At 67.5% G+C, this 15,084-nt stretch carries 12 protein-coding genes; 4 read left to right on the top strand and 8 right to left on the bottom strand.

Annotated features, from left to right (window positions below; translation table 11 throughout):
* Window positions 1-14: 14 nt before the first annotated feature.
* Complete coding sequence (locus ASE02_RS21560) at window positions 15-2,285, top strand: TonB-dependent receptor (protein WP_056737280.1); 2,271 nt, start codon at window positions 15-17, stop codon at window positions 2,283-2,285.
* 77 nt (window positions 2,286-2,362) lie between these two features.
* Window positions 2,363-3,511: a nitrilase-related carbon-nitrogen hydrolase gene (locus ASE02_RS21555; RefSeq protein WP_056737278.1), complete on the top strand. Its 1,149-nt coding sequence runs from the start codon at window positions 2,363-2,365 to the stop codon at window positions 3,509-3,511.
* 43 nt (window positions 3,512-3,554) lie between these two features.
* On the opposite strand, the gene ASE02_RS21550 is transcribed toward ASE02_RS21555, so the two are convergent.
* The 5 genes from ASE02_RS21550 to ASE02_RS21530 form a co-directional block, all read right to left on the bottom strand.
* Window positions 3,555-4,268 carry a hypothetical protein gene (locus tag ASE02_RS21550; protein WP_056737276.1) on the bottom strand — a complete coding sequence of 238 codons (714 nt, stop codon included), beginning with the start codon at window positions 4,266-4,268 and terminating at the stop codon, window positions 3,555-3,557.
* Between the two features lie 23 nt (window positions 4,269-4,291).
* Window positions 4,292-5,722, bottom strand: coding sequence for an aldehyde dehydrogenase family protein (locus ASE02_RS21545; RefSeq protein WP_056737274.1), 1,431 nt, complete (start codon window positions 5,720-5,722; stop codon window positions 4,292-4,294).
* On the bottom strand, window positions 5,719-7,299 hold the full coding sequence (locus ASE02_RS21540) for an FAD-binding oxidoreductase (protein WP_056737272.1): 1,581 nt from the start codon (window positions 7,297-7,299) through the stop codon (window positions 5,719-5,721). Before ASE02_RS21540 ends, ASE02_RS21545 begins: the two co-directional genes overlap by 4 nt.
* An 11-nt stretch (window positions 7,300-7,310) precedes the next feature.
* Window positions 7,311-7,973: a hypothetical protein gene (locus tag ASE02_RS21535; RefSeq protein WP_056737270.1), complete on the bottom strand. Its 663-nt coding sequence runs from the start codon at window positions 7,971-7,973 to the stop codon at window positions 7,311-7,313.
* A gap of 91 nt (window positions 7,974-8,064) precedes the next feature.
* On the bottom strand, window positions 8,065-8,880 hold the full coding sequence (locus ASE02_RS21530; protein ID WP_082602265.1) for a GntR family transcriptional regulator: 816 nt from the start codon (window positions 8,878-8,880) through the stop codon (window positions 8,065-8,067).
* 85 nt (window positions 8,881-8,965) lie between these two features.
* On the opposite strand from ASE02_RS21530, the gene ASE02_RS21525 reads away from it, so the two are divergent.
* A complete protein-coding gene (locus tag ASE02_RS21525) occupies window positions 8,966-10,009 on the top strand; it encodes a nitrilase-related carbon-nitrogen hydrolase (RefSeq protein ID WP_056737268.1) in 1,044 nt (347 codons plus the stop codon).
* 169 nt (window positions 10,010-10,178) lie between these two features.
* Complete coding sequence (locus tag ASE02_RS21520; protein ID WP_056737266.1) at window positions 10,179-11,483, top strand: MFS transporter; 1,305 nt, start codon at window positions 10,179-10,181, stop codon at window positions 11,481-11,483.
* Between the two features lie 78 nt (window positions 11,484-11,561).
* On the opposite strand, the gene ASE02_RS21515 is transcribed toward ASE02_RS21520, so the two are convergent.
* From ASE02_RS21515 to ASE02_RS21505, 3 genes are read right to left on the bottom strand one after another with little or no spacing between them, the layout of a single operon-like run.
* Window positions 11,562-13,190, bottom strand: coding sequence for an alpha/beta fold hydrolase (locus ASE02_RS21515; protein ID WP_056737264.1), 1,629 nt, complete (start codon window positions 13,188-13,190; stop codon window positions 11,562-11,564).
* The gene (locus tag ASE02_RS21510) at window positions 13,187-14,185 is read right to left on the bottom strand and encodes an NADP-dependent oxidoreductase (RefSeq protein ID WP_056737262.1); all 999 of its coding nucleotides are present in this window, start codon (window positions 14,183-14,185) and stop codon (window positions 13,187-13,189) included. The genes ASE02_RS21515 and ASE02_RS21510 overlap by 4 nt, the downstream gene beginning before the upstream one ends.
* Entirely contained in the window at window positions 14,185-15,069 is an 885-nt protein-coding gene (locus ASE02_RS21505; RefSeq protein WP_056737260.1) for a hypothetical protein, read from the bottom strand. Before ASE02_RS21505 ends, ASE02_RS21510 begins: the two co-directional genes overlap by 1 nt.
* Between the last annotated feature and the right edge of the window lie 15 nt (window positions 15,070-15,084).

The following is a 15,084-nucleotide window of genomic DNA, read 5'->3' as shown; positions in this document are numbered from 1 at the left end:
ATTCGGGGAGTTTCATGGTCGTCCGTAGCAAGCTTTATCTCAGCGTCTCATTGTTGAGCCTAGCCGCGGCGTCGCCCGCCCTGGCTCAAAGCCAGGCGCCCGCGCCGCAAGTCGAAGAAGTCGTCGTCACCGCCCAGCGGAAATCCGAAAATCTGCAGGATGTGCCGCTCGCCGTCTCGGCGTTCAGCCCCAAGATGATCGAGGCCGTGCAGCTGCGCGACACCACCGATCTGGCGCGCTTCACGCCCAGCGTCACCGGCGGTCTGAACACCGGCACCGGCTCGGCGCTGATGTTCTACATCCGCGGCCTGGGCTCCACTGAGCAAATCGCTTCGTTCGACGTGCCGGTCGCGACCTATGTCGATGAAATCTACCTCGCGCGCCAAAGCGCCAACGCGGTGTCGCTGTTCGACGTCGCCGGCGTTGAAGTGATGCGCGGGCCGCAAGGCACGCTGTTTGGCCGCAACACCACCGGCGGCGCGGTCGCCATCACCACCCGCAAGCCGTCCAGCGAGTTCGGCTACTTCGTCGAAGGCTCGTACGGGACCTTCAACCACACCATGATCCGTGGATCGGTCGACGTTCCGATCAGCGATACGGTGCTGACCAAGTTCTCGGCCTTCAAGGTTGACGATGACGGCTTTGGCCGCAGCCTCGCCACCAACGAGAAGATCAACGGCGAGGACGCCAAGGGCGTTCGCGCCGCGGTCACCCTGCTTCCGACCGAGAACATCCGCTGGGACATCTCGCTCGACTACATCGATCAGGCCAAGACCACGCTGGGCTACAGCCCGGTCGATCCGAAGTACAAGAGCCGCACCGGCCTGCGCGTCGGCAAGTGCGACGAGAACGTCATCGACAACTTCCTGAAGAACTCGACGGGCTCCTGCGCCCGAGTTCAGACCGGCGGCCTGACGTCCAACCTGGAATACGACCTGAGCTGGGCCAAGGTGAACTTCATCACCGGCTATCGCTCGACCGATCAGTCGTTCGCGATCGACTTCTTGAACGCCGCCGCGCCGCGTGGCGGCTATACGATGGTCGATAAGGTCACCAACCATCAGTTCACCCAGGAAGTGAAGCTGGTGGGTGAAACCGACCGCGTGAACTGGGTCGCCGGCGCCTTCTATATGGACGAGACCAACAAGACCTCGCAGATTGACTACTTCGGCCGTCTGCTGACGGACTGGGTGATGCGCAACAACACGACCTCGGCGGCGATCTACGCCCAGGGCGACGTGAAGGTCACCGACGCCCTGACCCTGACGGTCGGTGGTCGCTACACGCACGAGAAGAAGGATCTGGCCTATTTCGACGCCGCGAAGGGTTCGTACCCGGCCGGCGTGATCGTGGCCCTGCCAGCGCCGAACCTGCGTCCGACCTCGGCCAATGTCGCCGCGCGTGGCATCCCGCTGGAACAGAGCATCAGCCGGTTCACGCCGCGGGTCGCCCTGGCCTACAAGATCGACGACGACAAGATGGTCTTCGCCTCGGTGACCAACGGCTTCAAGTCGGGCGGCTGGAATACGCGCGTCACCAACGTCAATGCGGTGACCATCTTTGGTCCTGAAAAGGCCTGGTCCTACGAACTGGGCGCGCGCACCGACTGGCTGGACAATCGTCTGCGGGTCAACGCGACGATCTACCACGAAGAGGTCCAAGACCTGCAGTTGCTGTCGGGCACCGGCGGCACGAGCTTCGTGACCCGCAATTCCGGCGACCTGCGTGCGACGGGCCTGGAGCTGGAGGCGTCAGCTTCGGTCAACAGCAACTTCGACGTCTTCGCCACGGCCTCGGCCGCCAAGCGCAAGTACGTGAACGTGCCAGATCGTTTCGGCGGCGCGGCGGGCAACATCCCCTGCTCGAACAATCCGGAACCGATCAACTGCACCACCGAGCGTGACACCCCGGTTCGCTTCCCCGACGTCCAGGCGACCTTGGGCGCGACCTACAAGGTGGACGTGCCGTCGCTTGACGGCGCGGTGAACTTCAACGGGTCGCTCAGCTACTCGCAGTCCTATTGGAGCAGCAGCTACAACGACGGCGGCCTGCTGACGGCGATCCCGTTCGGCGGAACGACGCCAGTGACGGTGCCGTTCGCCAAGACCCCGGCCTCGACCATGGTCAATCTGGGCGTGGCCTTCCGCACCAATGACGGCCATTGGACGGCGGCGCTGGAATGCGCCAACTGCACCAGCGAGTACTATGTGACCTCGTCGCTGTTCGGCGTCGGCTACTACAACGACCCGCGCCGCGTGACGCTGCGCCTCAAGTACAACTACTAAGAACTAGACCATCCAAGCGCCGCCGTGGACCCACTCCACGGCGGCGTTTTCTTGCGTGCTTTCCTGGGAGGGAATTGATGGACGAAGACAAGAAACTGTCGCGTCGGACGCTGTTTGGCGCGGGGATGGGGGCTGCGGCCGCCGCGGGCCTGGCCGCCACGCCGACCCTGGCCGCTCCGGTCGGGGCCGCCCCACGCCAAAGCAGCCAGCGCACCGATGGAACCTACGAGACCGTGCCGCTGGCGGTGGACGCCTGGACACTGGGCGTCGTGCAGAGCCGGGTGATGCCGGTCGACGCGGCCAATCCCGAGAAGAAGCGCCGCTCGAACGTCGAGCACATGTGCTTCCTGATCGACGCGGCCCAATCCTGGGGCGGCAAGAAGGACCTGCTGTTCTTCCACGAGTTCCCGATCACCGGCTGGGACGACAGCTGGGACCGCAAGCAGGCCATGCGGGTGGCCATCGACATCCCTGGCCCGGAAACCGAGCAACTGGCCAAGAAGGCGCGCCAGTACGGCTGCTGGCTGGTGTTCGGCTCCTACGCCCGCGATCCGGCCTGGCCGGGCCATCTGCTGTCGATCACCACGGTGATGAACGACAAGGGCGAGATTGTCGCGCGTGACTGGAAGGCCCGCAACATCAAGGGCGTGTTCCAGGGCTTTGAGCTCTTCACCACCACGGTCCACGATGTGCTGGACCAGTATGTCGAGATGTATGGCTGGGACGCCGTGGTCCCGGTGATCCGCACCCCGCTCGGCAACCTGGCCACCAGCTCGCTGCAGCGTGAGCCGGAGTATTTCCGGGCGTTGGCGATGAAGGGGGCGGAGGTCATCCTGCGCACCGCGACCGGCGGTTTCAGCCGGCCCGATATCCAGGTCACGTCGCTCTACAACGGCGTCTATACCGCGGTTTGCAACAACGCGGTGTCGCCGGACAACGGGGCGTTCTTCGAGGATTCGGGCGGCGCCGGCGCCTCGGCCATCTACGGGCCGCAGGGCGAACTGCTGGCCGAGGCCAACAGCGTGATGGAGACGCCGGTAGAGGCACGGATCCCGATCGCGGCGTTCCGCGCCCGCCATCGCCAGCCCAACATCCACACCGAGCTGTATGTTCGGGAGTATGACGCCTATCGCAGCCGTTACCCGGCCGGGCTGTTCTCGACCTACCAACCCAGCGACGGGCAGGACGCTCTGCGATACCTGAAGGACAAGAGCCGCTGGAAATAGGCGGGCAGGGCGGCGGGGCTCACCCCGCCGCCCTGGTCTTCCGTCAGCGCTTGAGGCTGACCAGTTCGTACCAGGTCTGCATGTAGCCGCCGACGCCGCCTTGCAGCATGACGCCGTCTTCGTCGTCGGTGATCCAGACGTCATAGGCCGGGTGTTGGCCGGCCATGCCGCTGCCGCCGTCGTCGATGAACTGGAAGTGGCGGGCCGCGAAGGTCCCGGCCTTCACCGTGATCTCCTCTGGGCCCACATAGAGGGCGTCGATGCTCACCGGCGCGATCATCGGCGGCGAGGCGCCGCGGTGATCGGGCGAGGGGAGGATCAGGTTCAGCGTCCGGCGTTGACCCGGAGTCCAGTCCTGCAGCGACAGCAGATAGCCGTCGGCGACGACCGGATGGGTGCCCATGCCGTCAATGGCGTCGGGCAGCTCCATCCGCTGCGACAGGCGGCCGATCGCCGGACCGTAGGATTCGCATTCCACGAAGCCGGGACCAAAACGGAACCAGCCCGAGCCCATGAACTCATCGCCGACGGTCAGGCGGATGTGGCAGTCCATCGGCTTCTTGTTCTCGTCCAGCGAGTAGACGATGTCGCGCTGGACCGAGGGGGCCGGTTCCTCGATCTCGCAATAGGCCCGCAGCGTGACCTTGCCGTCGCCGTGACGGGTGAAGCGGAAGTGCTCCACGCCGCGCTGGACATCGAGCATCTCGGGCTTCTTGGAGGTGTAGGCGATCGTGCCTTCGACGGTTCTGTGTTTCATGAAACCTTACCTGGGCTTGGGTTTCAGCCTTCCTCGCGGAAGGCCGAGATGGGGATGGGGCGTCCGGTGTTGGCGATCAGCGCCTTGCGGCGGAAGAACCGCTGCAGGCCATCGGCGCCCATGCGCGAGGGGCCAAGGCCTGAGGCCTTGAAGCTCTGCTTGGCCGCTTCGAAGAACAGGGCCGTCAGGGCCGCGTCGTTCAGGCTGACGGCGCCGGCCTCCAGGCGGCGACCGACGGCCTCGGCGGCCTCCGGCGTCTGCGCGAACACAGCGGCCGACAGCCCGTACTCGCTGTCGTTCGCCAAGCCCACGACCTCGTCGACTGTGTCGAAGGCGATGACCGGCAGGATCGGGCCGAAGGTCTCCTCGCAGATCACCGCCATGTCGCCGGTGACGTCGGTCAGGACGGTGGGCAGCAGCCAACGGCCGCCGCCGTGGGTCTCGATCCTCCCGCCGGTGTGGACGCGCGCGCCTTTAGCCAGCGCGTCGGCGATCTGGCCGGCGAGGATGTCGGCCTGGCGATCGAAGATGATCGGGCCGATCTCGCCCTGGCTGATGTCGGGCCAGTTGAGGCGAACGGCCTTGGCCTTCTCGACCAGCTTGGCGACGAAGGCGTCGTGGATCGGCCGGGCGACATAGATGCGTTCGATCGACTGGCAGGCCTGGCCGGTGGAGAGCACCGAACCGCGCAGGGCGGCGTCGGACGCGGCGTCCAGATCGGCCCCCTCCAGGATGATCAGCGGGTCCTTGCCGCCAAGTTCGAGGAAGGCCGGGATCAGGCGCGAGGCGGCCTGGACCGCCACCTTGCGGCCGGTCGGAACCGAGCCGGTGAAGCAGACGCAGTCGACACGGTCGATGATCTGTTGGCCCACGGGGCCGTCGCCCGGCAGGATGGCGAGCAGGTCGGCCAGGCCCGGAACCGCGTTGATCGCCTCGATGACGGGCGCGGCGAAGCGCGGGGTCACCTCCGACGGCTTTACGATCACCGCGCAACCGGCGACCAGAGCCGGAATGGCGTCGATCATGCCGAGCAGCAGGGGGAAGTTCCACGGGCTGACCACGCCGACCAGGGCGTAGGGCGCCCACTGCGGCGCGTGACGCACGTCGGGCATGCCGCGCCCTGCAGTCCAACCCTCCGGCAGCAGGGTGGGGGCGATGGCCGCCCAGCCTTCGATGGAGCCGACGACGCTGTCGACCTCCATGGCCGCGATCCGCCGCCGGCCGGTGTCGATCTCCAGGGCGGCGGCGATCTGAGCCTTACGCGCCACGAGCTCGCGGCCGAAGGCGCGCAGGGTTTCGATCCGGGCGGCGAAGCCGGCGGCGGTCCAGGCGACCTGCGCCGCACGGGCGCGGGCGACGACTTCGTCGATCTCGACCGGCGTTGGGACGGCGAAGCTGTAGTCCTGCTCGCCGGTGCGCGGGTTGCGCGCGTGGAAAACGCTGCCGCCGCTCATCGGGCGAAACCGAGGCCGCCGGCGTTCAGGGTCCCCTTGGGGTCCAGGGTCGCCTTCACCGCATCCAGCAGCGCCACCGAGGCGGCGTCGCGGCTTTCGCGATAGGGATAGGTGCGGCCGATCTGGAAGTGGGCCGCGCCGTTGCGGACGAAGATGTCGATCACGCCGAGCCGAGCCTTGGCGACCACGTCCGTCGCCGCCGGGTTGCTCGCGAAGACTTCCAGCTTGGACAGCATGCCCGGCTCGATGGTGGCGTCGTGGATGGCGTTGCGGGCCTCGGGCCAGGTGAACACCGGCTCGATCAGGAAGCCGTTGGTCGACATGGTGGTCAGCATGAAGCTGGTCTCGACGCCTTCGCGCTCGAACTCGGTCTTCAGGCTCTCGAACCAGGCTTCGATCTCGGCATAGACGCGGTCGGCCTTGGCCAGGGAGACGATGCCGTGCACCGGCACCCAGCGCTCGCCGCCGGCCCCCAGGATGTTGTTCAGCGGCGTGAACGGCTGGGCGCGGATCACCTTGGGGATGGTGTTCTCGATCTCCGAACCGCTGGCGTTCTTGACCACCAGCCGGGCGGCGGCGAGGTCGGCCTCGACGGCGGCCTCGCTGCGGCCTTCGAAGACCATGTGGACGGAGTATTCCTCGTCACCGACGAAGGAGCGGCCGGCCAGGGCGATCTTGGCGGCTTCCTTGACGCCCTTGAACAGGGAGCCTTGGTTGGCGACGACCTTGCCCAGGGTCTTGACGTCAGCCATCAGCGAGGCGCGCTTTAGGCGGGCGCGGGCGAGCGAGGGATCGAAGCCGAACATCTCGCAGGCCAGGCCCGAGCGGGCGATCTCGGCCATGGCCGCTACGCAGTTGGAGCGGTCCTTGAACCCGAACGAGGCGTAGGCCTCGGCGTTCGGGGCGCGGATCAGGCGCAGGGTGATCTCAGCCTTGACGCCGAACACGCCGCAATCGCCGCAGAAGAGGCCGGTCAGGTCCGGGCCGTAGTGGCGGTAGAAGGGGGTGTCCAACCCCGCGCCGGTCCGCAGGATCTCGCCATCGGCGAGCACCACGGTCAGACCGACGACGCTCTCGCTGGTGGTGCCGTAGTGGCCCGATCCGAAGATCGCGTTCAGTTGGGAAAGGCCGCCGCCGACCGTCGAGGTGATCCCCGACAGCGGTCCCCAGAACGGGGTGCGCAGGCCAAGCGGCTTCAAGGTCTCAAGCAGGGTCTTCCAGGTGCAGCCGGCTTCGACGGTGACCGTCATGGCCTCGGCGTCCACCTTCAGCACGCGGTCCATACGCGCCAGGTCGAGCACGACGGCCCGGGTCTGTTGCGGGACGTAGCCGTTGGTGTAGCTCATGCCGCCGCCACGGATCGCCAGGCCATAGCCCTGGGCGCTGGCGGCCTTGACGGCCTGCGCCAGGGCGGCGGTGTCGGCGGGCGCAGCCACCAGTTCGGCCATGGCCGGCGCCTTCGACCAGATGTCCTGCGAGAACAGGTCGCGGGTGGCCTCGTCGGTGGCGACGCGATCAGCGCCGAGGGCTTTGCGAAGGGTGTCGGCCAGCGAGGCTTGGGTCAGATCATCGGGCATCGAGGTTTTCCTTAGAGCGGGGTCGCAAGGCCCAGCAGCGCCGCTATCAGCAGCAGCGCCCACAGGCCAAGGACGACAGGACGACCCTTCGCGAGCGCGAGGGAGATGGCGGCGTCGGTCTCCGGCGTCGCGCCCGTGGTCACCATCTGCACGAAGGCGGGACCGAAGGGGGCGAGGACACGGCGGATCATCAGGCCCGCGGCGATGGCGGTGGCCAGGACGGCGAACTTCAGACGGATAAAGAGCGGAAACTCGATCGACCCCACGCCGCCGATCACCGCCGCACCGATAAGGGCGAGGATCAGGATCGCACGGATGGCGAGGTCGATGCGGCGCACGGGGCTGCCCGCCGGCGGGTGGCTGAGGTGGATCTTCCAGGCGATGGCGAGCCAGGCCAGCGCGATGATCCAGACCGCGGCGAGGGCGGCGTGCGCGCCCGGCGCGACGATCCAGCCCTTGGCGAGGGCCAGGGTCAGGCCGGTGGGCAGGGTGAGGATCAGCGCCGTACGCGGCGACATGTCGATGTTTTCAAGCACCTTGGCCGCGGTCGCGCGGACCGGAACCGGCTGCTTCTTATCGGTGAGGATGGTGGAGGCGTAGAACGCGCCCAGGTCGCCGCCCAGCCAGTAGACGAACACCAGGACGTGCAGAAGCGTTATGACGGCGAGTACCACGAGGGCTCGGTGCCTCCCATTCCAAATGATCTATCTTTATATCATTTGGAATGGGAGCTCGGCGCAAGCGCGATTATGCCGCGGCCGGAAATCAGCTCTCGTCGCGCCAGGTTGCAGGACCGCCGCCGCTGACCGGAGCACGCCGCCGATGGGTCTTCACATGGTACTGGAAGCGGTCGGGTCGGTAGTGACCGTGGATCACCTGGACCGGCTCGCCCTTGGCGCCGCGCATCACTCGCTCGATCTTCAGCAGCGGCGACCCGACCGAGACGCCGAGCGCTGCGCTGACCAGGGGGTCGGCCGAGACCGCCGTGATCCACTGCTCGGCTTCCAGCGCCGGATGCCCGGCCCGCTCCAGCAGGGTCAGCATCGGCGTGCTGGCCAGGTCCTTGATCGAATAGCGCTTGGCGATCTCCATCGGCACATAGGTGACGAGGTGGGAGAAGGGCTCGTTCTGCAGCTTGCGGCGTCGAATCGCCCGCTGCACTTGGGTTCCGGGCTCTACGCCCAGGTGTTGGGCGACGCTGTCATCGACGGGAACATCGGTGACATCGAGCAGTTCGAGCTCGGTTTCGAGGCCCATGATGTGCAGGCTCTCGATCAGCGTATCGAACGATCCCTTGACCATCGGGATGGTCGAACCGCCCGCGACGATGGTGCCTCGGCCACGGTGGCGGCTGACCAGGCCGTCAGAGGCCAGGTCGTTCAGCGCCCTTTTGACGGTGATCCGCGAGACGTTGAACATCTTCGCCATCTCCTGCTCGCCCGGGAACGTCGACTCCGAGCTGATCGCGCCGGAGCGGATGTTCTCGCGCAGCACCAGATAGATCTGATGATAGAGCGGGGTGGGCAGGCTGGCGTCTAGCAGGGACGGATCGAGCCGACCCGACCAAGTGGTTGCATCCATTTAACGACCTCTGGCTGTGTTGCCACTGGGAGTGGATGAACGATAGAATGGTATAACAATAAGTCCAGATTGGTCTATCGAGATTATGTCAATTCCGCCCTACATCGCCTTGGCCCTGCAGACCACCTGCTTTGCGGTCAACAACGCTCGTGACGCCGCCGAGGCCCGTCCGCGGATGTTGGCCACGATCGATCGGATCGCCGCGCAGATCCAGGCGTCCAAGCGGTTCATCGGTCCGGACGTTCGCCTGGTCGTCCTGCCGGAGTACTTCCTGACCGGCTTCCCGATGGGCGAGGCGGCCGCTGTCTGGGCGGAAAAGGCGGCGCTCGAGATCGACGGGCCCGAGTACCAGGCGCTGGGCAAGGTGGCGAAGGCCGCCGACGTCTTCCTGTCGGGCAACGCCTATGAGCGCGACCCGCATTTCCCCGGGCTCTACTTCCAGACCTCGTTCCTGATCGAGCCGGCCGGCAAGGTCGTGCTGCGTTATCGCCGGCTGGTGTCGCTGTTCGCGCCGAGCCCCTACGACGTCTACGATCGCTACGTTTCAGCCTATGGCAAGGACGCCCTGTTCCCGGTCGCCGACACCGAGCTTGGCCGGATGTCGGCCATCGCGTCGGAGGAGATCCTCTATCCGGAGATCGCCCGCGCCCACGCCGTGCGCGGGGCCGAGGTGTTCCTGCATTCGTCCAGCGAGGTGTCGAGCACGCTGCCGACCCCGAAGAACATCGCCAAGCAGGCGCGCGCCATCGAGAACCTGGCCTATGTGGTTTCGGCCAACAGCGCCTCGATCGAGAACATCGCCATTCCCGCCGCCTCCACGGCCTCGGCGTCCAAGGTCGTCGATTATCATGGCCTCGTGCTGGCCGAGGCCGGCTACGGCGAGAGCATGGCCGCCTATGCCGAGATCGACATCGAGGGGCTGCGGCGCTACCGCCGCCGGCCGGGCATGCCCAACATCCTGTCGCGTCAGCCGATGGCGCTTTGGGCCGACGCCTATGGCTCTGTCGACATCCAGCCGCGCAACAGCCTGCTCGACGCGGCGGGCGCGGTGATCACGCCCGATCCGGCCTGGTACTCGGCCCGCCAACGCCGGGTGATCGAGGGCATGGCGGACAAGGGCGTCATCTAGGCGCCTGGTTTTTGAGCGCCGGGCTCTTCGTCCGCCCGGCGCGAAAGGGCCGCACCATCTCGCGTGACGGTTCGACAAACGTCGCTTGCCAGAGGGCCGCGACCAAGCGCAAATGGTATAGAGTTATATCAATTGCCGGGCCTCAACGTAGGCCCTGAAAGGACGGGGGATGGCGGCGGACGCTAAAGGTGCAGGCGAGTTCAAGAAGGGCTGGCCCATCGTCATGTCGGCGATGCTGGGCATTGGCCTCGGCCTCTCTCCGCTGCCGTTCTATTCGCTCGGTTCGCTGGCGCCGGAACTGGCCAAGGAATTCGGCTGGGGGTTCGCCCAGATGATGGGCGGATTGTCGATCATGACCGCCGCGGTCCTGATCGCCAGCCCGCTGATCGGCCTACTGGCCGACCGCATCGGGGTTCGTCAGGTGGTGCTGATCTCGGTGCCGCTGTTTGGCCTGTCCTTCATGACCTTCGCGCTCGGCAACGGTTCGATCGAGCTGTTCTACGCCAGCTGGGTGCTGGTCGCGGTCGCCGGGGCGGGCACCTTGCCGATCACCTGGACGCGGGCGGTCAACAACTGGTTCGACGTCAGCAAGGGGTTGGCCTTGGGCCTGGCCCTGCTGGGGACCGGCCTGTTCGGCTACATGGCCAAGCCGCTGATCGCATGGATGATCAACGACTATGGCTGGCGCACGGCCTATGTCGTGCTGGGCGCCCTGCCGTTGCTGATCTCGTGGCCGATCGCCTTCTTCTGCTTCCGCGACGTCGGCGCGGCCACTGAGAGCGCCGCCGAGCGCAGGGCCGCCGAGGTCGCGCGTCGGGCCCAGTCGCCCGGCCTGACCTTTGGCCAGGCGCTGCGGACGTGGCGCTTCTGGGTGCTGGCCTTCGCCTTCATCCCGATCTCCTTCGCGGTCGGCGGGCCGATCCCGAACATGGAGAACATCCTGAAGTCGGCGGGTTTCGCCGGACAACAGGTCGTCACCCTGGCCTCGTTGATCGGTCTGTCGGTGATCGCCGGCCGGATCATCGGCGGCTGGCTGATCGACCGCATCTGGGCGCCCGGCGTGGCCTTCGTGATGCTGGCGGCGCCGGCTATCGCCTGCTGGATCATCGCCCAGGGCCACATCGACGCGACCATGGCGGCGGTGACGATCATCATGATCGGTTTCGCGGCCGGTGTGGAATATGACCTGATGGCCTTCCTGGTGGCGCGCTACTTCGGGATGAAGAGCTACAGCGGCATCTATGGCTCGCTCTATGGCTTCTTCGCCCTGGGCGCGGGCATCGGTCCGGTCGTCTTCGGCATGGCCTACGACAAGAGCGGCTCCTACGCGCAGCCCTTGCTGATGTCGGCGGCCCTGTTCCTGATCGGGGCGGTGCTGCTGCTCTGCCTGGGACGCTATCGCAAGTTCGAGCCGGTGACGGTGACCGAGGCGGTGGCGCGCGCCGAGGAGATCGCCGACGCCAAGCCGGCCTGATCGCAGGCCAGACGGCTCAAATAGATAGGGCGGCGATGGATGCCATCGCCGCCCTTTTTCTTTGCCGATTTCCCGGATCTAGAGGTCGGCCAGGACCTCGGCCCAGCTGGCCGGATCGGCTGGCAAGGCGGTGGCGGGCAGTCCCAGCACCGCGATGGCCGCGGGCGTCGACAGGGCGTCATCGGCCACGGCGAAGACCTTGAGGCCCGCCGGCGCGGTGAACGCGTAGGAGGCCTGGGCGCGCAGGGCGCTGGCCCAACGCTCATTGGCCTTGAGCAGCGCGACGGCTCGCGCGTGGACGGCCGCCGGGTCCAGATCGCCTTGCGGCCGGGCGTGGGCCCGATCTCGCTGGAACCAGGGGTGGAACAGCCGCTCCCAACGGGCGATGCGGATCGCACGGACCAGGTGGGCGCCGTCCCATTCCGCGGTCAGCGAGGGCGCGCCCTCGGCGATCAGACGCTGGGCTTCCTCGGGCGAGTAGCGGGCTACGCCCAGGGTCGCGGCGCTCTTGGCGCGGCCGGTGCGGGCCAACTCGGCCGCGATCTGGCCGCCGAGGTGCAGCCCGGCGACGTCGAACTCCGACCACCCCAGGGCCTGGCAGGCGGCGGCGATGACATCGGCCAGCGCCTCCACGGTCTGCGGCGCGGTCGGCCAGTCGTCACCCGAGGCCCCGTGGCCGGGCAGATCGAACGCCGCGACAGGACGTCTGTCGCCGATCGTCGCCAGGGCCGGGGCGAAGGTTTCGCTCGAACCGCCGGCCTCATGCAGCAAGACCAGCGGCCGTCCGTCCCCTGCGAGGCGGCCCTGCCAGGCCAGCGCCTTTCCACCGGCGGAGGCGAAGCCGCGGCTTAGCCCGTCAGGCGCTACGCCCGCTGGTTTGGGAGGCGGGGCGACATCGCCAGGATGGGCCGCAAGGTGAACGCCGGCCGCCTCGATCAACTCGGCCTGGGTTTCGAACACCGACGAGGGCAGGGGCGCGAGCGGCCCGCGCGTCAGATGCACCCGAAGCGGGTCGCCGCCGGTCACGCCCAGGAACATCGGCGCTGTAATGCGGGCCAGCCAGTCTTCGGGCCGGAAGCTGAAGGCCGAGGCGTAGGGCGCGCGATAGGCGTCCCCAGCGTCCAGGAAGTCGATGGCGTTGGCGTGCAGGGCCGCGACCGGGGCGACGTCGTAGTCCATGCGGGCCGCCGGCGTCGGCTGATGCCAGGGGAAGAACACGGTCTGCTCCTCCAGGCGCGCCCACAGCCAGGCCATGTGCGAGCCGTCCCAGGTGGGGGCGAAGGGCGTGAGATAGTTGGCCAGCAACTCGGCGCGCTCTTCGTTCGTCCAGCAGGGCAGGCCGTCGAAAGCCACGGCGCTGACCCGGCCTGGCGCCAGGGCCGCGAACCCGCAGGTGCTCGAAGCCCCGGTGTGGAAGCCATACAAGCCCACGCGGCCCAGCCCCAGTTCGTCGGCGAAGGCGATCAGCGCCTTGGCGTAGTCCTCGGTGCTCGGCGCCTCGCCGGGGAGCGGATCGGACAGGCCATTGCCGGGGGTGTCCGGCGCGATCACGCAAAGACCCCGGGCCGCGAAGGCGGCGGCCTGGTTGGCCACGGCGCGTGAGGACTGCGGCGAGCCATGGACGGCGAGCACCACCGGGCCTTCGCCCCAGCGCCGATAGTGGACCCGGCGGCCGTCGACCTGGGCGAAATGTCGGGTCGGGCTCATGGCGCCACTTTCACGATGGATTTTCCGATGTTGTCGCCGCCCATCAGTTTCTCGAAATGGGCGGGGGCGGCGGCGAGACCGCCTGCGACGTCCTCGACATAGGTCAGCCGCCCCTCGGCGAGCCAAGGCGTGGCGAGGGCGAGCCACTCGTCCAGGCGGGGATAGAAATCATAGACGACGAGGCCCAGCATCTGGGCGCGTTTCCCGATGATGGCGCCGATCGGCAGCGAGGCCGGCGGTCCCTCAACTTGGTAGTGCTCGGCCAGTCCGCAGAGCACGACGCGCCCATAGTCGCGCAGCATCGGCATGACCGATTGCAGCACGGACAAGCCGACATTCTCGAAGTGGACGCTGGGGCCGCGCTCGCAGGCGAGTTTTACGGCGTCCTGCCAGCCGGGCTGCTTGTAGTCGACGCACGCCTCGAAACCGTAGGCGCCGCGGACCAGGTCGCACTTGGCCGCCCCGCCCGCGATCCCGATTGCGCGCGCGCCGAGGTTGCGGGCGATCTGGCCCGCTGCGCCCCCAACGGCGCCGGCCGCCGCATCGACCAGGAACACGTCGCCGGCGGTCACCTTGGCGAGCTGGGTCACGCCTGCCCAGGCGGTCAGGCCGGGCATTCCGAGGACGCCGAGATGGGCCGACAGCGGCAGGCTCGCATCGACTTTGCGGGCCTGGTCGCCGGCCATGACGCCAAGCTCGCTCCAGCCGCATTCGCCAACCACATGATCGCCGACGGCGAAGTCGGGATGGCGGGAGGCGACCACCTCGCCCACGCAAAAGCCGGGCAGGCTTTCGCCGGGCGCGGGGGCGGGCTCGCCCATGTGCTTTCCGCGCAGGCGCGAGCCGATATAGGGATCGAGCGACAGGTAGGCGACGCGGACCAGGATCTCGCGTTCGCCGATGTTCGGGGCCCTCCGCTCGACGACCGCGAAGTCGCCGGCGCCGGGCTTGGCGGTGACGGGCCGGGCCAGCACCACCTCGTTGTGAACGGTCATCAGACGATCTCGACGATCTCGACCAGGGTTCCGTCCGGCGCGCGCTGGGTTCCGACGCGGCCGCCGCCATAGACCGGGCCGTCGCGGCGCACGGGCTGGCTGATCCACGGCCCCTTCACGCTGTCGAAGTCGGGATGCTTCAGGGTGCAGAGCGCGATGCCCGGCGACAGCTCGCCGGCAGGGCCCGGACGCGGCGTGGCGCCTTGCGGATACTGGTCGAACTCCAGGAACACGTCGCGTTCGTGCACCCCGGTGACGATGGTGTGCTTGTGGTCCATCGGCAGGTCGAAGGCGTGGTTGAGCATGGTGTAGATGATGTCCAGCTCGCGGCCGAACTCCAGGCCGACATGGTCCTTGAACCAGTCTAGCGAGGCCCGCAGGTCTGAGCAGCCCATGACTAGGATGAACAGCTTGTCGATCGCAGACCCGGCGCGCGGCAGGTCATAGGCCGGCAGGTCGCCGCGGATCTCGGTCAGGTAGACGATCTCGCCGTCCGGGCCCTTCACCTGCATCGGGAAGATCGTGGGCATGCCGTCGAGCTGCTTGGGCGGGCCGATGATCTCGAACGGCGAGCGCGCCATGCGCTCGTTCACCTTCAGGACGTCCTGCACGCAGATCTCGATGGCGGCCCAGCCGAAGGTGCGCAGCGGCCGGTAATCGGGGTGCCCGTCGCCCTGGACGAAGCGCAGATAGACGTCGGCGCCGGAGGCCGGCTGGGCGACGACATAGGCTTTTCCAGCCGAACCGGGGCAGCCCCAGCTGGCGGCGAGACCGGCGTCGACCACACCGCGATCAACGACGCTGTAGTCGAACCATTCGGCGTAGCGCGCGGCGGTGGCTTCGGGATCGGGCGTGGTCAGGGTCGCGGCGCGCAACAGCTTCATCAGGCGATCTCACAT

It is taken from the genome of Phenylobacterium sp. Root700 (genome assembly GCF_001429025.1).
GTDB lineage: Bacteria > Pseudomonadota > Alphaproteobacteria > Caulobacterales > Caulobacteraceae > Phenylobacterium.
Note: the sequence above shows the minus strand (reverse complement) of the source record. Positions and strands in the feature narration are given on the sequence as shown.